Annotated in this window: 20 protein-coding genes; 6 read left to right on the forward strand and 14 right to left on the reverse strand. The window is 70.7% G+C overall.

The features are described from left to right. The first annotated feature begins 123 nt into the window (after positions 1-123). Positions 124-759 (forward strand): histidine phosphatase family protein, encoded by a 636-nt coding sequence (locus AC0VYD_RS15575; RefSeq protein ID WP_475476254.1) that lies wholly within the window; start codon positions 124-126, stop codon positions 757-759. 58 nt (positions 760-817) lie between these two features. Here AC0VYD_RS15575 and aroQ read toward each other — a convergent pair whose 3' ends face one another. Continuing rightward, the gene (aroQ, locus tag AC0VYD_RS15580) at positions 818-1273 is read right to left on the reverse strand and encodes a type II 3-dehydroquinate dehydratase (RefSeq protein ID WP_475476255.1); all 456 of its coding nucleotides are present in this window, start codon (positions 1271-1273) and stop codon (positions 818-820) included. A gap of 145 nt (positions 1274-1418) precedes the next feature. Here aroQ and AC0VYD_RS15585 point away from each other — a divergent pair, with 145 nt between their 5' ends. After that, positions 1419-3215, forward strand: coding sequence for an acyl-CoA dehydrogenase (locus AC0VYD_RS15585; protein ID WP_475476256.1), 1797 nt, complete (start codon positions 1419-1421; stop codon positions 3213-3215). A 76-nt stretch (positions 3216-3291) separates the two neighbouring features. Here AC0VYD_RS15585 and AC0VYD_RS15590 read toward each other — a convergent pair whose 3' ends face one another. From AC0VYD_RS15590 to rpmG, 6 genes are all read right to left on the reverse strand, one after another. Then, entirely contained in the window at positions 3292-3669 is a 378-nt protein-coding gene (locus AC0VYD_RS15590) for a hypothetical protein (protein ID WP_475476257.1), read from the reverse strand. Continuing rightward, a complete protein-coding gene (locus AC0VYD_RS15595; protein WP_475476258.1) occupies positions 3666-4421 on the reverse strand; it encodes a MerR family transcriptional regulator in 756 nt (251 codons plus the stop codon). Before AC0VYD_RS15595 ends, AC0VYD_RS15590 begins: the two co-directional genes overlap by 4 nt. Positions 4422-4529: 108 nt before the next feature. Next, complete coding sequence (locus AC0VYD_RS15600) at positions 4530-6920, reverse strand: lysylphosphatidylglycerol synthase transmembrane domain-containing protein (RefSeq protein WP_475476259.1); 2391 nt, start codon at positions 6918-6920, stop codon at positions 4530-4532. Between the two features lie 158 nt (positions 6921-7078). Continuing rightward, positions 7079-7249 carry a 50S ribosomal protein L32 gene (gene rpmF, locus AC0VYD_RS15605; protein WP_191269182.1) on the reverse strand — a complete coding sequence of 57 codons (171 nt, stop codon included), beginning with the start codon at positions 7247-7249 and terminating at the stop codon, positions 7079-7081. Between the two features lie 56 nt (positions 7250-7305). After that, a complete protein-coding gene (locus AC0VYD_RS15610) occupies positions 7306-7551 on the reverse strand; it encodes a type B 50S ribosomal protein L31 (RefSeq protein ID WP_475476260.1) in 246 nt (81 codons plus the stop codon). Between the two features lie 29 nt (positions 7552-7580). Then, positions 7581-7745: a 50S ribosomal protein L33 gene (rpmG, locus tag AC0VYD_RS15615; RefSeq protein WP_452547669.1), complete on the reverse strand. Its 165-nt coding sequence runs from the start codon at positions 7743-7745 to the stop codon at positions 7581-7583. A 169-nt stretch (positions 7746-7914) separates the two neighbouring features. On the opposite strand from rpmG, the gene AC0VYD_RS15620 reads away from it, so the two are divergent. From AC0VYD_RS15620 to AC0VYD_RS15630, 3 genes are all read left to right on the forward strand, one after another. Further along, entirely contained in the window at positions 7915-9690 is a 1776-nt protein-coding gene (locus AC0VYD_RS15620; RefSeq protein WP_475476261.1) for a PhoX family protein, read from the forward strand. A gap of 128 nt (positions 9691-9818) precedes the next feature. Further along, positions 9819-11189, forward strand: coding sequence for a sensor histidine kinase (locus AC0VYD_RS15625; protein ID WP_475476262.1), 1371 nt, complete (start codon positions 9819-9821; stop codon positions 11187-11189). Then, positions 11171-11833 (forward strand): LuxR C-terminal-related transcriptional regulator, encoded by a 663-nt coding sequence (locus tag AC0VYD_RS15630; protein WP_475476263.1) that lies wholly within the window; start codon positions 11171-11173, stop codon positions 11831-11833. The genes AC0VYD_RS15625 and AC0VYD_RS15630 overlap by 19 nt, the downstream gene beginning before the upstream one ends. Positions 11834-11968: 135 nt before the next feature. Here the strand turns inward: AC0VYD_RS15630 and AC0VYD_RS15635 are convergent, their stop codons facing one another. The 7 genes from AC0VYD_RS15635 to metH form a co-directional block, all read right to left on the reverse strand. Next, on the reverse strand, positions 11969-13741 hold the full coding sequence (locus AC0VYD_RS15635) for an ABC transporter ATP-binding protein (protein WP_475476264.1): 1773 nt from the start codon (positions 13739-13741) through the stop codon (positions 11969-11971). Positions 13742-13814: 73 nt separating this feature from the next. After that, positions 13815-14828, reverse strand: coding sequence for an ABC transporter permease (locus AC0VYD_RS15640; RefSeq protein WP_475476265.1), 1014 nt, complete (start codon positions 14826-14828; stop codon positions 13815-13817). A gap of 93 nt (positions 14829-14921) precedes the next feature. Next, positions 14922-16670, reverse strand: a complete 1749-nt coding sequence (locus AC0VYD_RS15645) for an ABC transporter substrate-binding protein (protein ID WP_475476266.1) — start codon at positions 16668-16670, stop codon at positions 14922-14924. Positions 16671-16768: 98 nt separating this feature from the next. After that, on the reverse strand, positions 16769-17800 hold the full coding sequence (locus AC0VYD_RS15650; protein ID WP_475476267.1) for an ABC transporter permease: 1032 nt from the start codon (positions 17798-17800) through the stop codon (positions 16769-16771). Between the two features lie 566 nt (positions 17801-18366). Next, positions 18367-18894 (reverse strand): cellulose synthase, encoded by a 528-nt coding sequence (locus AC0VYD_RS15655; RefSeq protein ID WP_475476268.1) that lies wholly within the window; start codon positions 18892-18894, stop codon positions 18367-18369. A gap of 140 nt (positions 18895-19034) precedes the next feature. Then, positions 19035-19748: an HAD family hydrolase gene (locus AC0VYD_RS15660; protein WP_475476269.1), complete on the reverse strand. Its 714-nt coding sequence runs from the start codon at positions 19746-19748 to the stop codon at positions 19035-19037. A gap of 85 nt (positions 19749-19833) precedes the next feature. Then, positions 19834-23307, reverse strand: coding sequence for a methionine synthase (gene metH / locus AC0VYD_RS15665; protein WP_475476270.1), 3474 nt, complete (start codon positions 23305-23307; stop codon positions 19834-19836). A gap of 283 nt (positions 23308-23590) precedes the next feature. Here metH and AC0VYD_RS15670 point away from each other — a divergent pair, with 283 nt between their 5' ends. After that, complete coding sequence (locus AC0VYD_RS15670) at positions 23591-24430, forward strand: PAC2 family protein (RefSeq protein WP_191269154.1); 840 nt, start codon at positions 23591-23593, stop codon at positions 24428-24430. Positions 24431-24680: the final 250 nt, after the last annotated feature.

The raw sequence follows: 24680 nt of genomic DNA on the forward strand, positions 1-24680 counted from the left end.
GGGGGGACCGGCTCTGTCATTCATACCGGCCGAAGCGGGCGGAGTGTGGTTGCGCCATGCCTGGGCGAGTGGCTCCGGGCCCCGGTGGGAGGTGCCGTGCGGTCTGCCCCGTACTGTGTCGGCATGCCTACGATCTACCTGATCCGCCACGGTAAGGCCTCCCCCGAGGCGGCGGACTACGACGAGCTGAGCCCCACCGGGTACGAACAGGCGCGCCTGCTGGGCGCCGAACTCAAACGGCGTGGGCTGAGCGCGGGCCCCGTGGTCTCGGGGTCGCTGCGGCGTCAGCGCCAGACCGCCGAGACGGCCCTGGCCGAGGCCGGCCTGGATGTGCGGCCCTCGGTCGACGAGCGGTGGAACGAGTACGACCACCTGCACCTGTTGGGCCGCTACCCGACCGGTGAGGGCTCGCTCCAGCAGCGCTTGGACGCCTCCCTGACCTCGTGGACCGCCTCGGGTGAGCGGGGCGAGGGTTCGTGGACGTCCTTCCGTGCGGGCGTGCGGGCGGGACTGGACGCGCTGACGTCGCGTCTGGACAGGGGGGAGACGGCGCTGGTGTTCACCTCGGCCGGGGTGATCGGGACCGTCTGCTCGGCGCTGCTGGGCGCCCCGGACTCCGGGTTCGTCGCGATGAACCGGGTGGTGGTGAACGGTTCGGTGAGCAAGCTGGTGCACGGCCGCGGCGGTACCCAGCTCCTGTCGTTCAACGACCACGCCCACCTGGAGCAGGGCGGTCCGGAGCTGATGACCTACCGCTGAGCCGCCCCTTTTCACACCCGCTACATACCGACTGGTTGGTTTTGAGTTGCGGGGGTCCTCAGGACCGGCGTTCGGCGTCGCGGGCCAGGACTGCGCGCAGCCCGAGCTCGTAGCCGAGGACCCCGCACCCGGCCACGTACCCGGCGGCCACCGGGGCGGTCACGGAGGTGTGGCGGAACTCCTCGCGGGCGTAGACGTTGGAGATGTGCACCTCGACCACGGGTGCCTCGACCGCGTCGACGGCGTCGCGCAGGGCGATGCTGTAGTGGGCGTAGGCCCCGGGGTTCATCACGATCCCGGCGAAGTGCCGGGCGGCGTGGATCCGGTCGACCATGCCGCCCTCGCTGTTGGTCTGCGCGCAGACCACCTCCGCGCCGAGCTCCCCGCCCAGGGCGACCACCCGCCGTTCGACCTCGGCCAGGGTGGTGGTGCCGTACTGTGCGGGGTCTCGGGTGCCCAGCAGGTTGAGGTTGGGGCCGTTGAGCAGCAGGACGGTGCGGGCGGTGTCGGTCATGCGGGTGCTTCCTGTCGTGGCGGTCCACAGCGGTGGTTCGGTGGGTCCAGGTTAGACCCGTCGCCCCGGCGGCCCCGGCCCGGCGGGCACCCGTCGGGCCAGGTAGCATACCGACCAGTCGGTTGATTACTTTTGGAGGCAACCCGTGGCGTCCACACTGCTGTCCGCGCGTGACCTGAGTTTCCTGCTCTACGAATGGCTCGACGCCGAGGCCCTGACCCGGCGCCCCCGGTACGCCGACCACTCCAGGGAGACCTTCGACGGAGCCCTGGAACTGGCCGAACGCGTGGCCACCGACCACTTCGCCCCGCACAACAAGGCCAACGACGCCAACGAACCGCACTTCGACGGCGAGCGCGTCCACCTCATCCCCGAGGTGAGGAAGGCCCTGGAGGTGTACGCCGAGACCGGCCTGTCCTCCATCGCGATGGACGCCTCCGTGGGCGGCGACCAGATCCCCCGGGTCGTCGCCAGCGCCTGCAACGCCTACTTCCAGGCCGCCAACCTGGGCACCTCCGCCTACCTCTCGCTGACCTCCGGCAACGCCTCCCTGCTCCTCGCGCACGGCAGCGCCGAGCAGGTCGACACGTTCGTGCGGCCCATGGTCGAGGGGCGCTTCACCGGCACCATGTGCCTGTCCGAGCCGCAGGCGGGCAGCTCCCTGTCCGACATCACCACCCGCGCCGAGGCCGCGGGGGACGGCACCTACCGGGTCTTCGGCAACAAGATGTGGATCTCGGGGGGCGACCACGAGCTGACCGAGAACATCGTCCACCTGGTCCTGGCCAAGATCCCCGGGGGGCCGCCCGGGGTCAAGGGGATCTCGCTGTTCGTCGTGCCGAAGTACCTCGTCAACGAGGACGGCTCCCTCGGCGAGCGCAACGACGTGGTACCCGCGGGGCTCAACCACAAGATGGGCTACCGGGGGACCGTCAACACCCTGCTCAACTTCGGCGAGGGCCAGCACACCCCCGGCGGCGAACCCGGAGCGGTCGGCTACCTGGTGGGCGAACCCCACCAGGGCCTGAAGTACATGTTCCACATGATGGACGGGGCCCGCATCGGCGTGGGCGCGGGCGCCACGGCGCTCGGCTACACCGGCTACCTGAAGTCGCTCGCCTACGCCCGCGAACGCCTCCAGGGCCGCCCCCTCGGCGCCAAGAACCCCGAGGAGCCGCAGATCCCCATCATCGGGCACACCGACGTCCGCCGGATGCTGCTCGCGCAGAAGAGCTACGTGGAGGGCGCCCTCGCCCTGGTCCTGTACTGCGCCAGGCTCGTGGACGACAAGGACAGCAGCGAGGACCCCGAGGCGGCCGAGAGGGCGCGGCTGCTCCTGGACGTGCTCACCCCGATCGTGAAGAGCTGGCCCTCCCAGTGGTGCCTGGAGGCCAACAGCCTCGCCATCCAGGTGCACGGCGGTTACGGCTACACCCGCGAGTACGACGTGGAGCAGCACTACCGGGACAACCGGCTCAACGCCATCCACGAGGGCACCCACGGCATCCAGGCCCTGGACCTGCTGGGCCGCAAGGCCGTCCTGGACGGCGGCGCCCGGCTGTCGCTGCTGGTGGAGACGGCCCGCGCCACCGCCGAGCGGGCACGTGCGCTCGGCGGCCGCGAGGCCGAGTACGCCGACCTGCTCGACGCGGCCCTGGACCGCACCGCGCAGACCGCCGGGGCGGCCTGGGCCGAGGGGGACCCCGCGGCGGCGCTGGCCAACGCGACCCCGTACCTGGAGGCGGTCGGCCACGTGGTCGTGGCCTGGCTGTGGCTGGACCAGCTGGTCGCCGCACACGGCGGCGAGGGCGAGTTCTACGAGGGCAAGCGGGCCGCGGCCGCGTACTTCTTCCGCCACGAACTGCCCCGCACCGGGCCCCAGTTCGACCTGGTCGCCTCCGGTGACCGCACCGTCCTGGACGTGTCCCCCGACGTTCTCTGACCCGGGGTCCGCCCCCGCGGCCGACCCCTCCTCCGGGAGCCGGCCGCGGGGGGCGCCGCGCGGTCGCCCGGGCGGATCAGGCGCGCCCGCCGACCCCGCCCGGACCGGGGCGGAGCCGACCGGGTTCGGGGACCCGCAGGACGAACAGGTGCCCGATGTCGGCTTCCTCGTACCCGTGGTCGGCGTTGGCCACCCGCATGCGTTCGGGAGTGATCTCCACGATCCGCACGGTGACCGGCTCCTCCCGGCCGGGCAGCTCCAGGAACCACGGATCGGCCAGGTAGGAGAGCCCGAGGGCGTCCAGCACCGCACGGGCCCCGGGCTCCGGCAGCACGTCGGCGACGGGGCGGCCGAACGGGGTGAGCGGCACGTGGCCGCCGGCCTCCGGACGCAGGTAGCCCAGCACCTCCCCGTCCTCCTCCCGGCGGTGGGGGAGCCAGTGCCCGGGGATCACGTCCCCGCACCCCGCAGACTCCGCTCGGCGTAGACCTCCATGGCCTCGCGCTGGTAGTCGGCCAGCCCGGGGGCCACCCGCTCGTACACCTCGCGCCAGGGCCCCTCCTCGGCGTAGACCCGCCCCAGGTGGGCGAAGGCGTCCGCGTCCGGGCTCCACATCCGGCGGATCCGCCGGTGGTGGTCCTCCACCTCCGCCTGGACGGCCGGGGCGTCGGCCGGCGTCCCCGCCCTCAGGTGTGCGGCCATCCGGGCCATCTGCTCGGCGGCCTCGGCGCGCATCCGCTCACCGTCCTGCGGGGTCATCCCCTCCCCCGCTTCCCTGGCCCGCTCCCACTGCTCGGGCCAGTGCGTGCGGGCCCGCTCGGCGTAGCGGGTGGTGTCGAAGCCCGCGAAGAGCTCCTCCGGTCGGCTGGTCATGTCGTCTCCCTCCAGTGCGTCGACGGTGCGGCGCACGGTCTGGACGAGGACGCTGAGACGGTCCCGCTCGGACTCCAGGTCGTGGAGGTGTCGGCGCAGCGCCGCCGCCTCGTCGCGTTCGGCGTCCAGGATCCGGCGGATGTCCGCCAGCCCCAGCCCGAGTTCGCGCATGACCAGGATCCGCTGGAGCCTGCGCAGCTCACGCCGACCGTAACGGCGCAGCCCGCCCGGCCCGGTGCTCTCCGGGACCAGCAGGCCGACGTGGTGGTAGTGGCGCAGTGTCCGGGAGGTCACCCCGCTCATCCGGCAGACCTCGCCCGTCGGCCACGACATCCCGTCTCCCCTCGTCGGGTCGGTTCCTCCGACCCGGAAACGACGCTAGGCGTTGACGCCGCGTCAACCGCAAGCCCGCGCACGCGCCGCGGTCGCCACGGCCCCCGGTCAGATGGCCTCGCGGCGTTGCAGGTAACTGAAGGCCGCCCATCCGGGCAGGACCGGGAACCAGAAGGTCAGCACCCGGAACAGCAGGACGGCGGGCAGGGCCACCGAGGTGGGGACCGCGGCCACCGTGGTGAGCCCGGCGATGAGGGCGGCCTCGACGGCGCCGAGCCCGCCCGGGGTGGGCGCGGCCGAGCCGACGGCGTTGCCCGCGAGGAAGACCACGGCGACGGCGACCAGGCTCACCTGGAGCCCGGGGCCGACGAAGGCCAGGACCGAGAAGTGCAGGCACAGCACGAAAGCCGCCGTCAGCAGCAGGGTGCCGCCGAAGCCGAGCAGGAGGCTGGCGGGCCGTTGGAGCATGTCCAGCAACTGGGGCAGGACACCGCTCAGGTAGGGGCGCAGCCGCGCGCGGACGGCGCGGCGCAGCTTCGGATGCAGCAGGACCGCGGCGACGGCGGCGGTCCCGCCGAGGGTGACGAGCACGACCGTCGGGGAGGGGGTGAACCCGGTCCAGTAGGAGGTTCCGGTCAGGTAGGCGCACACCAGCAGCAGCGGCACGTGGATGAGGAAGCCCACCAGTTGGGAGAGGCCGACGGCGGACAGGGCCAGCGAGGCGGGCACGCCGGTCTTGACCACGAACCGGCTGTTGACCGCGATCGATCCCAGTCCGGCCGGGGCGGCGATGCGCACGAACGACCCCGCGTACTGCACCAGGACCGTCCGCCACCAGGGAAGCCGTGCCGGGACGAAGCCGACCAGCACCATGGCGGCGCCGATCATGCACAGGGTGGCCATGACCAGGGCGGCCGAGGACCACCCGGGGTCGGCGTGGCGGATGGCGGCCAGGTCGACCCCGGCGAGCTGGTAGACGAGCACCAGCCCGACGACGGTGGCGACCACGAAGCTGACGATGGTGCGCGGGCGCATCCGTTCCAGGCGCGCGGGTTCGGCGGGCGCCTCGGGGGCCATCCTCGCGATGTGCCGGCGCAGCCCGACCAGGAGTCCGCGGTCGGATCCGCGGAGTTCGGCGCGGAGTTCGTGCGGCAGGCCCGGGGGCTGCAGCAGGGGCAGGAGTGCGGCGGTGGCGTTCACGCCCAGGGCCCGTACCGCCGAGGCGACCGCGCGTTCGGATCCCACCCGCAGGGCCAGCAGGGTGAGCATCGCGGCGCTGTCCAGGGAGGTGCGGATCTGGGAGGCGGCGACCGCGCCGCGGTCCACCCCGGTCAGGGCCGCGGTGCCGGGGGCGTCGGCGAGGACGCCGACGGTGGCGCTGTTGAGGTGTCCGTGGGAGATGCGGCGCCGGTGCAACAGGCCGAGCTGGTGCCAGAGTCCGTCGATCAGGGGGTCGGTGATCTCTGCCGGATCCAGGTCGGACAGGCCCCTGAGCCGGGATCGTTCGCGGGCCAGGAGAACGGTTCCCGGGGCGAGTTCGCCCAGTGCGAGGACACGTGGGGCGTCGACCCCGGCGTCGCGGGCCGCGAAGCTCATCAGCGCGGCGTGTTCGGCGCGTCTGCGGACCCCGTAGAGCATTCGGGGTGCGACGGGTCCGCGCAGCATGAGCAGGTCGAGCAGGCGCCACCAGAAACCCCTGGTGTTCTCGGAGCTGAGCACGGAGATCTCGATCTGGCGTCCGTCGGTGAGGTCGGCCAGGTAGCGGGGGTCGCCCTCCTCGTCGCTGCCGGCGCGGGTGATGCGGTCGGCGGTCAGGTCGAAGCGGTGGAGTTCGTCGTGGATACGGCCGGTGGCGGGGGGCGGCACGCTCGCGCTGACGGCGTAGCGCGCCAGGGAGGCGCAGGTCAGACCGATGAGGATGGTGAAGAGGACGGCGAGGATGCTGCTGACCCCGGCCATGAGGGAGACCAGGGCGATCGCGGTGTTGGCGGCCCAGATCAGGGAGCGCACCCGGGGCTGTCCGGCGGGCATGGTGCGGGCGAAGGCGATACCGGCGGCGACGTAGCCGAGGGTGGCGGCGGTCAGGACGCCGTCGGGCAGCCCGGGAAGCGGTTCGGCGCTGTAGGTGGCGGTCTTGAGCACCGAGTTGACCCAGGAGGTCATGGCGTAGGCGGCCACCGCGGCGAGGGCCGGTCGCAGCAGGTCGCGCAGGCCCCCGGTGATCAGGGTGCGCAGGACCACGTAGGCGACCAGGACGATGAGCAGGAGGTTGGCGCCCACAGCGGTGAGGAAGAGCAGCCAGGACGGGATCACCGCGCGGAGCTGGGTGGCGTCGTCCGTCGGCGCTCCGTCGGCCACCGCGTCGCTGACCAGGAGCAGGACCAGGAAGACCAGGACCAGCCCGGCGATCCCGGCCAGGAGGTCGACGGGGCTGCGCGGGGCGTGTGCTGCGGAGCGGCCCGGGGCGGGGGCCGGTGTGTCGGTCGGGGTTGTTGTCACGGAAACAAGCCTGCCCGACTCATGGGGGTTCGGGCACCAGGGACGCGGGTGTTTCGTCCGTTCCGCGTCCGTCGGCCCTGCCGCCGGACGCGGAACGGCGCCGTCGGGCGGACCCGGCGGCGCCGTGGATCGGGTTCGGTGCGTCCCGTGCCGGCGGACTACTCCGGGAGGGGGAGGAGTCCGCGCTGGTAGGCGCGGGCGAGGTTGCGGGGGACGCGGTACTCGCGGCCGCCGATGTGCACGGTGACCAGGTCGGGGGTCGCGGCCTTCCACTGGGATCGGCGGGTGCGGGTGTTGGACCGCGACATCTTGCGTTTGGGAACGGCCATGTGCCCTGGGCCTTTCTGTTCGGGCGGCGGGAGGCCCCACCGCCCGGTTCTTTCGGTTACCTGCGCTGGTAGCGGCGCTGGAAGCGCTCCACCCGGCCGGCGGTGTCCACGACGCGCGCGGTGCCGGTGTAGAAGGGGTGGCTGGCGCTGGAGATGTCGACGTCGACCAGCGGGTAGGTCCGTCCGTCCTCCCACTCGATGGTCTTCGCACTGGTCTTGGTGGACCGGGTGAGGAAGGCGAAGTCGGCCGCCTTGTCGCGGAAGACGACGGGCGCGTACTCGGGGTGGATGTCTTTTCGCATACGGTTCTCCGTTGGATTCGGGCCGCTGGTCAGCGTTCCTCGCGGAACTCGACGTGGCGGCGGAGCTTGGGGTCGTACTTGCGCAGGACCAGGCGGTCGGGGGTGTTGCGTCGGTTCTTCCGGGTCACGTAGGTGGTCCCGGTCCCCTCCGTGGACTTGAGCTTGATGATGGGGCGGGTGTCGTTGCGTGCCATGGGCGCCTCCTCGGCTGTCGGACCTAACAACCAAATGATAACCGTTTTCATTCCCATGGCGACCACGCGACACCGCACCCCTGAATACAGGGGAAAAACTACTTTCTGTGATTACCTCGTCACATAAAGCTCGAAGCAGTGTGCGTCACGCCCGGTCGGAGGAGAGAGAATGGCACCCGAACACGGACCCGGTCGGCGGCAGGTCCTGCGCGGTGGAGCGGGGATCGGTGTCCTCACCGCGGCCGCCCTGTTCGGCGACACCGCCCCGGCCGCCGCGACCGTCCCCGACACCGGTTCGGCGCCCGCCTTTCGCGGGGTCCCCCCCGCCCGGGCCGACGCGGTGACCGTCCCGCCCGGGTACACCGCCCGGGTCCTGCTCCCCTGGGGCGCGCCGCTCCACCGCGACACCCCCCGCTGGCGGCCCGACGCCTCCGACACCGCGGCCGAGGCCGCACGCCAGGTGGGCACCGGGCACGGCGGACTGCGCTACGTCCCCCTGCACCCCGGCCACGACGGGGGGCGCAGGGGACTACTCGTGCTCAACCACTCCTGGGCCGACCCGGTCCTGCTGCACGCGGACGGCGGCCGCGCCGCCACCGCCGCCCGCACCGACAAGGAGATGGCGTCCCTGGGGATGACCGTGGTCCGCGTCGAGCTCACGAACGGGCGCTGGCGGGTCCTCGACGACGAACTCAACCGGCGGCTCACCGCAACCTCGCCCACGCACCTGACCGGTCCGCTCGCCGGGCACCGGGACCTGGAGACCGGCGCCGAACCGGCGGGGGTCATCGGTGGTTCCGCGCACGCCACCACCCCGTGGGGGACCTATCTGACCGGTGAGGACACGCTCGGCGACGTCTTCGGCACCAAGGTCGCGGGCTGGACCGCCACCGAGACCCAGCGCCGCTACGGGCTCACCGGGGGCGGCGGGGTCTACGGCTGGCACACCCACCGGGAGCGCTTCGACCTGGCCCGCAACCCCAACGAGGCGCACCGGTTCGGTTGGACCGTGGAGGTCGATCCCTTCGACCCCTCGTCCGCACCGGCCAAACGCACCGCCCTGGGGCGCCTGGCCCACGGCGGTGCGGCCGTCACCGAATCGCGCGGACGGGCGGTGGTCTACATGAGCGACCGGACCCACGTCTACAAGTTCGTCGGCGCGAGGCCCTGGCGCGAGGCCCTGGGCAGGGGCCCGGGCCCTCTGGACAGGGGCACCCTCTACGCGGCCCGGCTGTCCTCGGACGGTCTGGGGAACTGGCTCCCCCTGGTCCACGGCCGGTCCGGGCTGACCGGGAGGGACGGTTTCGCCGACCAGGCCGAGGTGCTCCTGCGGGCACGCGAGGCAGCCGACGCGGTGGGGGCCACCGGGTTCCGGCGGCCGGGCACCCCCGCCGTCCACCCGGAGACGGGGGTGGTCTACTGCCCCGAGGCCGCCGGCAGCGGAGGCGGCCGGGTGCTCTCCTGGACCGAGGGGGCCCGCGACCACGGTGCCACGCTCTTCTCCTGGGGCGAGTTCGTGCGGGCCGGGACGGCGTCGGACGACGGTCGCGGCGCGGTCTTCGCCGCCCCGGTCGGATTGCACTGCGGTGGTGACGGCCGACTGTGGATCAGGACGGACGTGGCCCGGCCCGGCGAGGCGGACGAGGACGCACGCGTGCCCCCGGCCAACAGCGCCCTGCTGTGCGCCGACCCCGAGAGCGGCCAGGTCCGGCGCTTCCTGACCGGGCCGCGCGGCTGCGGGATCGGGGGCACCGCGTCCAGTCCCGACCAGCGCACCCTGTTCGTCACCGTGCAGGGCCCCGGTTCGGCCGCCGCCCGGGTGGGCGCGCCCACGGTGGACGATCCGCGCGCGGTGAGCAACTGGCCGGGTTTCGACCCCGCTGGCCGGCCCCGGTCCGCGGTGGTGGCGGTCCGCAAGGACGACGGCGGGATCATCGGGACCTGAGTCCGGCGGTACTCCCGGGGACAGTCTCCGGCACGAGTGCCACGGAGGCGGCGGGTAGGGCAGGCCCGTAGCCGGAGGTAGGGCGGGCGGCCTTCACCCGGGGCAAGCCGTTCCCCTAGCTTGGGACCGTGAGTGCGGAGCCGGAGGAGACGACGCCGCCCCGGGAGGCGGCCGCGCCGCGCACACCCCTGGAGGCGCTGCGACGGCGGTGCTTCCTGCGCTCGTCCTGGCCCTGGCGGAGTCTGGTGTACCTGGCCTCCACGGTGGTCGTCGGTGCGGTGACCGCGACCCTGAACACCCCCTTCACCTTCCCCCTCCTCCATCTGGGCACCGTCCTGGAGGAGATGGTCCGGGGCGGGAGCCGGCCGAACTGGCTCCTGGCGTCCCTGCTCGGGTCGGGGCTGGCCCTGCTCCTGCTGTTCGGTCCCCTCGTGGCGGTCCCCGTCGCCCGGTTCGAGCGCTGGCGGCTGGGCCTGGTCCACCCCCCGGTGGTCAGCGGGCACCGGCCCGGCGACGGGGGCGTGCTCCGCTGGCTGCGCGTGCGCTACACCGAGGCGGCGACCTGGCGGGAGTTCGCCTACGTGCTCCTGCTGGTCACGGTTCTCGACACGATCAGCTGGTCCGTGCTGTTCCTGTCCGTGGGCGCGGGCGCCTTCCTCCTGGCCTCCCCGGTGGCCACCGCCCTCGGCTGGACCGTCAGCCTGTTCCCCTGGAGCTTCGACGATCCCCTGCGCACGCTCCCCCTGGCCGGGCTCGGGCTCGTCCTCCTCCTGGTGTCCCCGTATCCCGTCGCCCTGGCCGCCCACGCACACACCGCGCTGGCCCGCATACTGCTGGACGACCGCGGAACCGACGAGCTGCGTTCGGAGCTGGTCGAGGTCACCCGCTCCCGCGCCCGTCTGGTGGACGCCTTCGAGGCCGAGCGCCGCCGGATCGAACGGGACCTGCACGACGGCGCCCAGCAACAGCTGATCTCTCTGGCGATGCAGGTGGGGCTGGCCCGGATGGACGCCCCGCCCGGCAGTGACATGGAGCGGGCCCTGTCCTCGGTGCACGCCCAGGCCAAGGAGATCATCGGCTCCCTGCGCGAGATCGTCCACGGCATCCACCCCAGGATCCTCAGCGACCGGGGGCTGCCCGCCGCCCTGCCCGACCTGGCCGACCGTTCCGCCGTCCCGGTACGGACCCGCGTGGACCTGCCCCGGCGCCTGCCCGCACATGTGGAGGGCACCGCCTACTACGTGGCCGCCGAGTCGCTCAGCAACATCGCCAAGCACGCCGGCGCCACCAGTGTCCGGTTGAGGGCCGCCCTGGACGGTGACACGCTGATCGTCGAGACCACCGACGACGGCCGGGGCGGCGCCGACCCCGGCGGGGGCACCGGGCTCACCGGCCTGGCCGATCGGGTCGCCGTGGTGGGCGGCAGGATCTGGCTGTCCAGCCCCGCGGGCGGACCCACACGGCTTCGAGCGGAGATCCCTTGTCCTGCATCCGGGTAGTACTGGCCGAGGACGGCGCCCTGCTGCGCGAGGGCCTGTCCGGCCTGCTGCAGAGGTTCGGCTTCGACGTGGTCGCGGCGGTCGGTGACGCCGGGGCACTGGTCGGGGCGGTCGAGGAGCACGAACCCGACCTGGTGGTCACCGACATCCGGATGCCTCCGGACTTCGGCGACGAGGGGTTGCGGGCCGCTGTCGGGGTGCGTCGCTCCCGGCCCGCCCTGGCCGTGGTGGCGCTCAGCCAGTACGTCGAGTCCAGCTACGCCGCCGAGCTGCTCGACTCCCAGGACGGCCGCGGCGTCGGGTACGTCCTCAAGGAGCGCGTGGTCGACGTCGCCGATTTCGCCGACACCCTGCGCAGGGTCCACGGTGGCGGCACGGTCATCGACCCCACGGTGGTCCGCCAGCTGGTCCGCCGCCGCAGCACCCCGTTGGAGCGGCTCTCCGAACGCGAACGCGAGGTCCTCGCCCTGCTCGCCGAGGGCCGTTCCAACGCGCGGATCGCCCGGGACCTGGTGGTTTCCGAGCCCACCGTCGGCAAGCACATCGGCAACATCCTCGCCAAGCTGGACCTGCCCCCGGAGGGCACCGACGTGGACCGTCGGGTCATGGCCGTCCTCACCTACCTGCGGGAACGGCCCGAGTAGGCGGAGCGGGCGAAAGGCCCCGGCGGGCGCGTCCGCCGAGGCGGCGGGGCCCCGGACACGCGATGGGCGCCGCAGGGGGTCTCCCCCCACGGCGCCCATCGGGGAACGGCGTGCCGAACCCGTTCGCGCGTGCTGCTAGGCGGCGCGCCCGGCGACCCGTTCGGCGCGTAGTTCGCGGGCCTCGTCCGGGTCCAGCACCGGAGCCGCGGTCAACAACTGCCGCGTGTACTCACTACGCGGACTCTCATACACCGAGTCACTGTCCCCCATCTCCACCACCTCACCCTTACGCATAACCGCCACCCGATCACTCACCTGACGCACCACCGCCAGATCATGAGCCACGAAGATATACGTCAACCCGAAGTCGTCCTGCAACTCCGACAACAACCGCAACACCTGATCCTGCGTGGACACATCCAACGCCGACACCGGCTCATCACAGATAATCAGCTTCGGCTTGAGGATCAACGCCCGCGCAATAGCGATCCGCTGACGCTGACCCCCCGAGAACGCATGCGGGAACCGGTTGTAGTGGTGCGGCTCCAACCCCACCCGCTCCAACAACTCCTGCACCCGGGACCGCACCTTCCTACCGTCCCGCTCCCCCTGCACCTTCAACGCCGTACCGATGCTCTCCCCGATCGTCAACCGCGGATTCAACGACGAGTACGGGTTCTGGAACACCATCTGCACGTGCTGACGCAACGGACGCAACTCCCGCTCCGCCATATGCGTGATATCGCGGCCCTCGAACTCCACCGACCCCTCGGTGGGCTCCAACAACCGCATGATCATCCGCGACAGGGTGCTCTTACCCGACCCCGACTCACCCACCACACCCAGGGTCTCCCCCTTGTGCAGATCAAAACTGACCCCCCGCACCGCCCAGAAATCAGACGCCCGACCCCACATACCACCACGCACCCGGAACCGCTGCGCCACATCCCGCACACGCAACAACGGTTCGCCGTCGGTGGCGGCGGGGGTGAAGGCCTCGAAGGTGCCGGGGCTGGTGACGGCGCCCTCGCGCTTGTCCTTCTCGGCCCGGTCGGCGCGGTCCTGGGCGCGGCGCTCGGCCCGGGACATCTCCACCCGCGGCACCGCCGCCAACAGGGCCTGGGTGTAGGGGTGCTCGGGCTCGGAGAGCACCTTGCGCACCCCGCCCCGCTCCACGGCCTGGCCGTGCTTCATCACGATGACCTCGTCCACCGAACCGGCCACCACGGCCAGGTCGTGTGAGACCAGGATCAGCGCCATGTTGAGTTCGCGGCGCAACTCGTCCAGCAGGTCGAGGATGCGCGCCTGGACGGTGACGTCCAGGGCCGTGGTCGGCTCGTCCGCCAGCAGCACCTTGGGGTCGCACATCAGACCCATCGCGATGACCACGCGCTGGCGCATACCGCCGGAGAACTCGTGCGGGTAGGAGTTGATCCGGGTGGCGGGCTCGGGGATGCCCACCCGCTCCAGGGCCTCGACGGCGCGCTTGCGCGCGGCAGCCTTGCCCGCCTTGGGGTGGTGTACCAGGTAGGCCTCGACCAGCTGGTTGCCGATCGTGTACTGCGGGTGCAGCGACTGCATGGGGTCCTGGAAGACCATCGCGATGTCGTTGCCGCGCATCGAACGCAGCTTCTTGTCGCTGGCGGCCACCACGTCCTGCCCGGCCACCTCGATGGAGCCGGTGATCCGGGCGCGGCTCCCCCGGTGCAGACCCATCAGGGCCAACGAGGTCACACTCTTGCCCGAACCCGACTCACCCACGATGCCCAGGGCACCGCCCGCGGGCACCTCGAAGGAGAGGCCCTTCACCGCGTGGACGTCACCGTCCATCGTCGGGAAGGTCACCCGCAGGTTCTCCACGCGCACGACTGCGTCAGAGGCAGCCGGCGCCGGTCCGGTCGAGGCCATGTCACTTTTCCTTCGGTAGAGCTGGTCTGGGGTCAGCGCTGGCGAGCGCTGGGGCGTGTTCGGTGGACACGCCCTACGTGGCGATCCGCACCCGCGGGTCGACGACGGGGTAGAGGAGGTCGACGATCAGGTTGCAGATGACGATGAACACCGCGCCCAGGAGCGTGACGCCCAGGACGACGGGCAGGTCCTTGGCGATGATCGAGTCGATCGCGTAGGCGCCCACGCCGTTGAGGGAGAAGACCTTCTCGGTGAGGATCGCGCCGCCCAGGACCATGCCGATGTCCAGCCCCAGGATGGTGACGATCGGGGTCAGGGTGGGTCGGAGGGCGTGTTTGAAGATCACCTTCCGCTCGCTCAGGCCCTTGGCCCGCGCGGTGCGGATGTAGTCCTCGTTCAGGGTCTCCAGCATCCCCGCCCGGGTCTGCCGCGCGTACTGGGCGGCGTGCAGGAAGGCCAGGGTGATCCAGGGAAGGAGCATGACCTGGTACCAGCCGACCGGGTCCTCGGTGAAGGGCACGTAGCGGGAGACCGGGAACAGGCCCCACTCGTGGACCAGGAAGGACAGGGACAGCAGACCGGTGAAGTAGATGGGCAGGGACACGCCGACGAGGGCGGTGCCCATGGCCAGGCGGTCGAAGATGCTGCCCTTCTTGACCGCGGAGAGCACACCGACGGACACGCCGCCGATGACCCAGATCACCGCGGCGCCCAGACCCAGGGACAGGGTGACCGGGAGGCGGTCCATGAGCTGCGGCAGTACCGGGGAGTTCGTGCTGAAGGAGTAGCCCAGGCACGGGGCGGCGCACTCCACGGTCTCCCGGCCGAAGGTGAACTCCTCGCCGAAGAGGATACTGCGGATGAACTCGAAGAACTGGACCGCGACGGGCTGGTCGAGGCCAAGGCGTTCCACGGTGGCGTCGAGCGCCTCCGGTGTCGGCGCCTTGCCCACGTACATCGCCGCCATGCCGTGCGGGGTGACGCCGGCCCAGCGGGGCAGGACGTAGAAGATCCAGAAGGTCACCGCCGTGACGACGGTGAGAAGCAAGAGGCCCGCACCAAGGCGGCGGAGAATATAGTTCAGCATCGCGGTCGGCGGCGGGGACGCCCCTGGGATCGCCAGGGGCTCCCCGCCGCTTTCACCTGCCTTCTCGTACTAGTTCAGGCTGGTATTCGGGAGCTAGCCCCGGTCCACGCCGAGCGCCATGAAGTCGTACATCATGTACGAGGGCTGGTAGTAGGCGTTGGTGAGCTCGTCGGAGCGGTAGATCAGGGCCTTGTCGAAGACCACCGGCAGGATGGCGGCGTTCTCCATGACGAGGGTGTCGATCTGCTCGTAGATGTCGGCGCGCTCCTCCGGGTCCTCGGTCTTGAGGGCCTGGTCCCAGAGACCGTTGATCTCGGGGTCGTCGAGCTCGGAGGTGTTGAAGTTACCGGTCTCCATGATCGCGTCGCCGTGCGTGATCTTGGAGGCGAAGCCGTAACCGGTGGGCCAGTCCGGACCCCAGCCGGAGACGCTCAGGCCGATGTCGTTCTCACGGACGTAGTCCTGGGAACCGGCGTACTGGCCGAAGAAGTCGGCCGCGGGGAACGACTTGACCTCGGCCTCGATGCCGACCCGCGCCAGCGACTGCTGGAGCGCCTCGGCGGTCTGGACGTCCTTCTCGCGCTCGGCGCGGACGGCGATGTTGGTCTTGAAGCCGTCTTCCTCGCCGCACTCCTCGAGCTTGGCCTCGGCGGACTCCAGGTCACCCTTGTTGTCCTCGGACGGGTACAGGTCCGACTCGGGGTCGGAGCCCGGGATCGCCGGCGGGAGCAGGTTGGTGGCGATGTCGCCGCCCTCGGCGCCGCCCCAGGCGCGCCACATGCTGTCGCGGTCGGCGGCGTACATGATCGCCTGGCGGCAGGCCACGTCCTCGATGATCGGGGTGTGGATGTTCACGTAGCGCAGGGCGCCGCTGTACGGGTTGTCCAGGTTGCCCTGGGCGGAGTCGTCACCGAGCAGGCGCGAGTGCATCGCCGGGCCGACGCCGGTACCGGAGAGGTCGACGTCGATCTCGCCGCTGACCAGGCGCTCGTCGATCTCGTCCTGGTTGACGCCGATCTCGACCTCGATGCGGTCCGGCAGGGCCGGACGGACGGCGTCGGTGGAGGCGTCCCACTCCTCGTTGCGCTCCAGGTTCAGCTTCACACCCGGCTCGTACTCGCCGTCGAACTTGTACGGACCGGAGGAGACGACCTTCTCCTGGTACAGCTCACCGCGGTCGGCCTCGATCGGGACCGGGGCGGTCTGCGGCTGGGTCAGCACGTTCGGGAACTCGGAGAAGGAGTCCTTGAGGTGGAAGACCAGCGTGTAGTCGTCCGGGGTCTCGATGGAGTCGAAGCCCGCGAGCGGGTCGCTGCCCTCGTAGACGTTGTGGTCGTCCTGGTCCAGGTGGGTCTTGAAGTACTGCGGGCCCAGGGTGAACGTACCGCCGTTGAAGTTGGAGCGGGCGATGCCGTACTTGATGTCCTGGGCCGTGATCTCAGTGCCGTCCTCGTACTTGAGGCCTTCCTGGATCTGGATGGTCCACTCGGTGAAGTCCTCGTTGGGCTCCGGGAGGTCCGTCGCCATGTCGGGGATCAGGTCGGTGGCGGCGTCGCCCGGCTCCGGGTTGAAGGCCAGGAGGGTACGCGCGTAGTAACGGGAGAAGTTCCAGTTGAACGCGTAGTACGTGTTGCCCGGGTCGGTGGAGTCGAAGTCGCCGGCGATGGCGTACTTCAGGGTGCCGCCGGTCTTGTCGGAGGGGTTGACGATCTCGGTCGAACCCTGATCGAACTCGTTCTCCGACGCGGAGTCGTCGCCGCCGGTGGCGGAGCCGCCGCAGGCGGACAGGAAGAGGGACGCCGCCGCGCCGAGCGCGACGAAGCCGAGGGTGCGTTTCCTCAAGGGAATAACCTCTCTGAGACTGGTGTGGGGATGGGCTGGACCCGCGGGTTGGTCCGCGTCCGCGCGGGCAGGGGTGACCCGCCGCGCGCGAGCGCGGGTCAGTCCGAGGTCTTGGGGTCGAAGGCGTCGCGGAGGCCGTCACCGAACAGGTTGAACGCGAGCACGGTGATGAAGATGGCCAGGCCGGGGAAGATGAAGAAGTAGGGCGCCGTCGCGTAGAAGGACACCGCTTCGGAGAGCATCTTGCCCCAGCTGGGGGTGGGCGGTTCGATGCCCACGCCCAGGAAGCTCAGGGCCGCCTCGAACAGGATGTTCGTGGGGATCAGGAGCGTGGCGTAGACGATGATCGGGGTGACCAGGTTCGGCAGGATCTCCTTGAGGAGGATGTGCCGGTTGCTGGCACCGAGGCTCTTGGCCGCCTCCACGAACTCGCGCTCGCGCAGGGCGAGGGTCTGTCCGCGGACGATGCGGGCGACGTAGGGCCAGTTGAAGAAGCCGATGATGAAGACGATGACGCCGATCCGCAGCCCGTTGCCGGTGAGTCCGAGGAGGCCTTGTGGGATGACGCCGACCAGGGCGATCGCGAAGAGCACCAGCGGGAAGGCCAGGAAGATGTCCATCGTGCGGCTGATGAGGGTGTCGACCCAGCCGCCCATGTAACCGGCGATGATGCCGAGAACGGTACCGAGGGTCACGCAGACCAGGGTGGCGAGGAAGGCGACCAGGAGGGAGATCTGGGCGCCGTACAGGATCCGGCTGAACAGGTCGCGGCCGGTGGTGGGCTCGACTCCGAGCAGGTGGTCGCCGCTGATCCCGCCCCAGCGGTCCACGCCGAGTTCGGGGTTGTCGGGGTCCAGGTAGGGAACCCGCAGACTGGGGTTGATCAGGTCCTGGTTGAACTGGGTGGGCGGTTGCCCGAACCACTTGCTCAGCAGGGGCGCGAAGACCGCCGCCAGGATGAGCAGGACCACGACGATGCCGGAGACCATGGCTACCTTGTCGCGGCGCAGTCGCTGCCAGGCGATTTGACGCAGGGAACGGTTGTCGGCGTCGCTGCGACCCGAGGCCGACGCACCGGGTTCCGGGTCGACCTCTTCGGTCGCCCCAGGGGCATGCGAGGGCGCGCTCATCAGGTCACCACTCTCCACTCATACGCTTCTGGCCGAGGGGACAGATCCCATGCGTGAGCCGCTCGGGGGGTGACCCTGCGGGGTCTCACGGTGGGGCCGGCCGGTTCTCGACTCGGGCTGGCGTGGGCGTTCGTCCGACGGTGCGAGGGGATAGCCCGTCACGTCGGTACAGGTACGCGGCATGTGCGACCGACTGAGGGGTTCGACACACTCGCGGACCGTTCCGCCCGGGATGTTACACAGCGACCAACTTACTCGCCCCTCAGGCGCCCGTCGTCCAAACTTTGCCCATGTAGCCGAATCGTAACGAAAACTAATAAATGACCCACATGAGAACTAAAGACCTCAAAATGCGCATTCATCGGACGATCCGCGCTGAGCTGGGACGGGAGGACGCTTCGCGCACCCCAGACAACGATACGACCACCGCCACACACTTCATCCCAATTCGCCTGAGCTATGGCAAGTGCTATAAATCAGACCGTGTCGGTACGAACCCGTAACGTGAGGCGGGACACAGGAAAGCGGCCCCGCCGAAGCGGAGCCGCTCTCGTCGTGTAGGGGGCCTACTCGATGCCGTGCTTGCGCAGCAGCGCCTCGATGTCCTCGAGGTCCTCGTCCCCACCGGTCTTCTTGCCCTGCTTGGGCTGGTCGCCCTGCTTGGGCTGGGCCCCGCCCACCTGCCCGGCGGCGGGCCGCGCGGGCTCCGCGGCGGCGGGTGCGTCCGTGCCCTGCGCCCTGGCCCGGGCCTTGTCCTGCGGCCTCGCGCCCGGCTTGACCCCGATGCCCCTGGACTTCATGAAGCCCGAGACGACGTACAGGACCACCATCAGCACCGCGAGCGCCAGCCCCACCCACGACTGCAGCTTGAAGGCCATCGTCAGCAGGATCCCGAGGACCCCCAGGACGAACTCCATCACGACGTCCATCAGCATGAGGAGCCCGGCGACCAGGGGCAGCAGCGACCAGGCCACACCGCGCAGACCGTAGGCAGCGCCCTTCCTGCGCCACAGGAAGTAGGAGATGACGAAGCCGACCACCGCCAGGGCCGCCCCCAGCCCCACGCCGACGTTTTCACTCAGAGTCTCAGGCATGCGACCAGTCTCCCATCCGGCGCCCGAACACACATCCGGCCGATCCCCTAGGGCGGTTCACCCAGCTCATCCAGCGCGACGGCTCGGGCGCCACGTCCCTCTCCCCCACGCTACCCACCGGGGCACCCGGCACAAGGACCTCAGCGGTCGGCGACCAACGACTCCAACCAGTCCAGGTCGACACCGACCAGGCTGTCCCGGAAGACCACACCCGAGCGGGGCGGGATCTCCACGTGGTTGGGCACCGCGACCGTGACACAGCCGGCGTCGGCGGCGGAGGCCACACCGACCACCGAGTCCTCGACCGCCACACAGCGCTCCGGCGCCACACCCAGGCGGCGGGCGGCCCTGAGGTAGGGGTCGGGGTGCGGCTTGTTCGCGTCCACCTCGTCCCCGGCGACCGAGTCGACGAAGGCGTCCAGGCCGATACCCGAGATCGCCGTCTCCACCAGCGCGCGCTCCGTCGAGGTCACCAGGACCAGCGGAACCCCGGCCCTGGACAGCGACGACACCAGCTCCCTGGCCCCGGGGCGCACCTCGGCGCCGCCCTCCAGCTTGGCGAGGAAACGGGCGTACAGCATGTCCGCCACCTGCCGCGGGGTGAGGTGGTCGGCCCCGGTCAGCTCGATGATGTAACGCCCCACCGGCTCGGCCGCGTTGCCGACGTTGACCCGGTGGTCCTCGGCGGTCCACACCCCGCCCAGCTCGGCGACCAGCTCGGCCTCGGCCTCCCCCCAGAGGTGTTCGCTCTCGATGAGGGTGCCGTCCATGTCGAACAGCACCGCCTGCAGGCGGCGCTCCCCCTCGACACCGGCCTCGGGCAGTTCGGAACTCACAGTGCTCAATTGGCTCATCTCGAATCGTGGCAGGGGTGGTCCCCACAGGGGGAGGCCCCACCGGCGACGGACACCGGTGGGGCCTCCACGACCTCGGGGCTGGTCAGACGTTGAAGTATGTCGCCTCGGGGTGATGGATGACGATCGCGTCGGTGGCCTGCTCGGGAACAAGCTGGAACTCCTCGGACAACGACACCCCCACCCGCTCCGGTTCCAGCAGCTTCATGATCTTGGCCCGGTCCTCCAGGTCGGGGCAGGCGCCGTAGCCCAGGGAGAAGCGGGCGCCCCGGTAACCGAGCTTGAAGAAGGCGTCCAGCTCGGCGGGGTCCTCCCCCGCGAAGCCCAGCTCGGCGCGGACCCGGGTGTGCCAGTACTCGGCCAGGGCCTCGGTCAGCTGCACGGACAGGCCGTGCAGTTCGAGGTAGTCGCGGTAGGCGTTCCGCTCGAACAGCTCCGCGGTGGCCCGGCTGATCGCCGCGCCCACCGTCACCACCTGGAAGGAGACCACGTCCAGCTCCCCGGACTCCTTGGGCCGGAAGAAGTCGGACAGGCACAGGTGCCGGTCGCGGCGCTGGCGCGGGAAGGTGAAGCGGGTGCGCTCGGTGCTCCCGTCCTCGTCCAGCACGACCAGGTCGTCGCCCTCGCTGTAGCAGGGGTAGTGGCCGTGCACGACCGCGGCCTCCAGCAGGCCCTCGGTCTGGATCCGGTCCAGCCACATCCGCATCCGCGGACGGCCCTCGGTCTCCACCAGCTCCTCGTAGGTGGGGCCGTTGCCGCCGCGGGAGGCCTTGAGGCCCCACTGCCCCATGAAGGTGGCGCGCTCGTCGAGGAAGGCGGAGTACTCGGCCAGCGGGACGCCCTTGCTGATCCGGTCGCCCCAGAACGGCGGGACGGGCACCCGGTTGGTGGTGGACACGTCGCTGCGGGCGGGCATCTCCTCGGGCTCGGTGACCTTGAGGGTGGCGCCCCGCCTGACCTTGCGCTGGCGCAGTTCGGGGAGCTTGGCGCCCTCCTCACCGCGCTTGACCGCCATGAAGGTGTCCATCAGGCGCAGGCCCTCGAAGGCGTCCTTGGCGTAGCGCACGTGGCCGCCGAACATGTCGGCCAGGTCCTGCTCCACGTAGGAGCGGGTGAGCGCGGCGCCGCCCAGGAGCACCGGGAAGCGCTCGGAGATACCGCGGGAGTTCATCTCCTCCAGGTTCTCCTTCATGATCACCGTGGACTTGACCAGCAGGCCGGACATGCCGATCACGTCGGCCCGCTTCTCCTCGGCGGCCTCCAGGATCGCCGACACCGGCTGCTTGATGCCGAGGTTGACGACCTCGTAGCCGTTGTTGGACAGGATGATGTCGACGAGGTTCTTGCCGATGTCGTGCACGTCGCCCTTGACGGTGGCGAGCACGATCCGGCCCTTGCCGTCGTCGTCGGTCTTCTCCATGTGCGGTTCGAGGTAGGCGACCGCGCCCTTCATGACCTCGGCGGACTTGAGGACGAACGGCAGCTGCATCTGGCCGGAGCCGAACAGTTCGCCGACGGTCTTCATCCCCGCCAGGAGGGTGTCGTTGACGATGGCCAGGGCCGGGCGCTCGGCGAGCGCCGCGTCCAGGTCGGCCTCGATGCCGGTGAACTCGCCGTCGATGATCCGGCGCTCCAGGCGCTCCCACAGCGGCAGGGCGGCCAGTTCCTCGGCGCGCGAGGCCCGCATCGCCTTGGCGTCGACCCCCTGGAACATGTCGATGAAGGTCGACAGCGGGTCGTAGCCGTCCTCGCGCCGGTCGTAGACCAGGTCGAGGGCGACCTTGCGCTGCTCCTCGGGGATCTGGTTGATCGGCACGATCTTGGAGGCGTGCACGATCGCCGAGTCCAGGCCCGCCTGGACCGCCTCGTGCAGGAACACCGAGTTGAGCACGATCCGGGCGGCCGGGTTGACGCCGAAGGAGAGGTTGGACAGGCCCAGGGTGGTCTGCACCTCGGGGTAGCGGGACTTGAGCTCGCGGATGGCGTTGAGGGTCTCGAGGCCGTCCCTGCGGGTCTCCTCCTGCCCCGTGGTGATGGGGAAGGTGAGGCAGTCGATGATGATGTCGCCGGTCCTGAGCCCCCAGTCACCGGTGATCTCGTCGATGAGGCGGCTGGCCACCCGCACCTTCCAGTCGGCGGTGCGGGCCTGGCCCTCCTCGTCGATGCACAGGCCGACGACGGCGGCCCCGTGCTCGGAGGCCAGCTCCATGATGCGGGTGAAGCGGGAGTCGGGGCCGTCGCCGTCCTCGTAGTTGACCGAGTTGAGCACCGCGCGGCCGCCCAGCGCCTCCAGCCCGGCCTCCAGGACGGGGGGCTCGGTGGAGTCGAGCATGATCGGCAGGGTGGAGGCGGTGGCGAACCGGGAGGCGAGTTCACGCATGTCGCGCACGCCGTCGCGGCCCACGTAGTCGATGTTGAGGTCGAGCAGGTGGGCGCCGTCGCGGATCTGGTCCCGGGCCATCTCCACACAGGTGTCCCAGTCCTCGGCCAGCATCGCCTCCCGGAACTTCTTGGAGCCGTTGGCGTTGGTGCGCTCGCCGACCGCCAGGTAGCTGGCGTCCTGGCGGAAGGGGACGCTCTGGTAGAGCGAGGAGGCGGAGGGCTCCACCAGCGGGTTGCGGTTCTTGATCCCGCGCCCCTGCACCCGCTCGACGACCTGGCGCAGGTGTTCGGGGGTGGTGCCGCAGCAGCCGCCGGCCAGGCTCAGGCCGAACTCGGAGGTGAAGGTGTCGTGGGCGTCGGCCAACTCCTCCGGGGAGAGGTTGTAGACCGCGCCCTCGGAACCCAGCTCGGGCAGGCCCGCGTTGGGCATGCAGGAGATCGGCACGGACGAGTGGTGCGACAGGTAGCGCAGGTGCTCGCTCATCTCGGCGGGGCCGGTGGAGCAGTTGAGCCCGATCACGTCGATGCCCAGCGGCTCCAGCGAGGTCAGCGCCGCACCGATCTCCGAGCCCATGAGCATGGTGCCGTTGGTCTCGATGCTCACCTGGGCGATGATCGGCACGTCCCTGCCCAGCGCCCTGCGTGCGCGCTTGGCGCCGATCACGGCGGCCTTGACCTGGAGCAGGTCCTGGCAGGTCTCGATCAGGATGGCGTCAGCGCCGCCGTCGATGAGGCCGCGGTGGCACTGTTCGTAGTAGTCGCGCAGGTGCGCGTAGGCTGCGTGGCCCAGCGTGGGCAGCCGGGTTCCGGGGCCGACCGACCCCAGGACGTAGCGGGGCTGTTCGGCGGTGGAGTAGGCGTCGGCGGTCTCGCGGGCGAGGCGCGCGCCTGCCTCGGCGAGCTCGTAGGTGCGCTCCTCGATCCCGTACTCGAACAGGCCGCCGTAGTTGGCGGAGAAGGTGTTGGTCTCCACACAGTCGGAACCGACCTCGAAGAAGGCGGCGTGGATGTCCCGCACGATGTCGGGCCGGGTCAGGTTCAGGATGTCGTTGAGGCCCTCGTGTCCCTCGAACTGGTCGAGGTCGAGATCGTGCGCCTGCAACATGGTGCCCATCGCCCCGTCCGCAACGACCACGCGCTGGGACAGTGCTTCACGGAATGTCCGTCGATCTCTCATGTTCAGCAACTCTAGTCTCGGGGCGTGGTGGAACCCCAGTACGTCGCCCGTGACGAACGGCACTGGTACGGACCACGACGCGCTGCGGGTGGAAGCGGACGGGGACGTCGCTGTCCTGGTCAGTCGCTGGTCGCGAGGCTACCCCATCGATTGTTTCGCCACGTGAGACGGGTGTCCCAAAGTTCTGAATGTTGCCTGAAGGGGCGGGCTTCCCGTAACGGTTTCCCGGCCGTGGCGGCACCCCATAGGGTGGTGTGCGTCCACGTCCAGGAAGGGGCCGTCCATGATCCAGCTCGACCGAGAGCTCGTCGAGCCTGTGATGGTGGCGGCGTTCGAGGGGTGGAACGACGCCGGCGAGGCGGCGAGCCTCGCCGTGGAACACCTGTCCGAGAAGTGGGGCGCGCGGGAACTGTGCGCCCTGGCGCCGGACGACTACTACGACTTCCAGGTGACCCGTCCGCGCATGACCGTGGTCGACGGGCGGCTGACCGAGATGGACTGGCCCACCACCCGGGTACGGGTGGCCCGTCCGCCCGGTTCCCGGCGCGACGTCGTCCTGGTGACCGGCCCCGAGCCGAACATGCGCTGGCGTTCCTACACCGCCGACCTGCTCGCGATCGCCCGGGAGCTGGGGGTCCGGCGCGCCGTGGTCCTGGGTTCGCTGCTGGCCGACGCACCGCACACCCGGCCCATCCCGGTGACCGGGATGTCCTCGCCGCTGGAGCTGGGCAACCGGTTCGGGCTGGAGGCCGCCACGTACACGGGGCCGACCGGCATCGTCGGGGTCGTACACGAGACGTTCAGCTCGGTGGGTGTGGAGACGGTGTCGCTGTGGGCGGCCATCCCGCACTACGTGGCACAGCCGCCCTGCCCGAAGGCGACCCTGGCCCTCCTGGGCTGGGTGCAGGACTTCCTGGGCGCGGAGGTCCCCCTGGGCGACCTGCCCGAGGACTCCGTGTCCTGGGAGGCCAGCGTCAACGACCTCACCGCCGAGGACGAGGACATCGCCGCCTACGTGCGGGGCCTGGAGGAGGCCAAGGACACGGTGGACCTCCCCGAGGCCACCGGCGACGCCATCGCCCGGGAGTTCGAGCGCTACCTCCGCCGCCGTGACGACGGCTGAGGTTCCGCCGGACGACCCGGGTGGCCCGGGGTGCCCGGGATCACCGTCCCGGTAGGCGGATTGTCCCGAAAATCCGATCTGCCGTTACCTCACCTTTATGTCGTCTTGGCTACGTTGCGTGTGATGGCTCGCGGACCGGGGGGACTGGGCCAGGGTTCCGGGGCGCGTGGTACGGGGGTACACGCGCTCCGGACACGGGTTCGTCGCGCCCCGGGGCCTGGGACGAGTACCCTTCCCGACCGCGCGGGTG

This window comes from Nocardiopsis sp. iso_40, assembly GCF_056173285.1.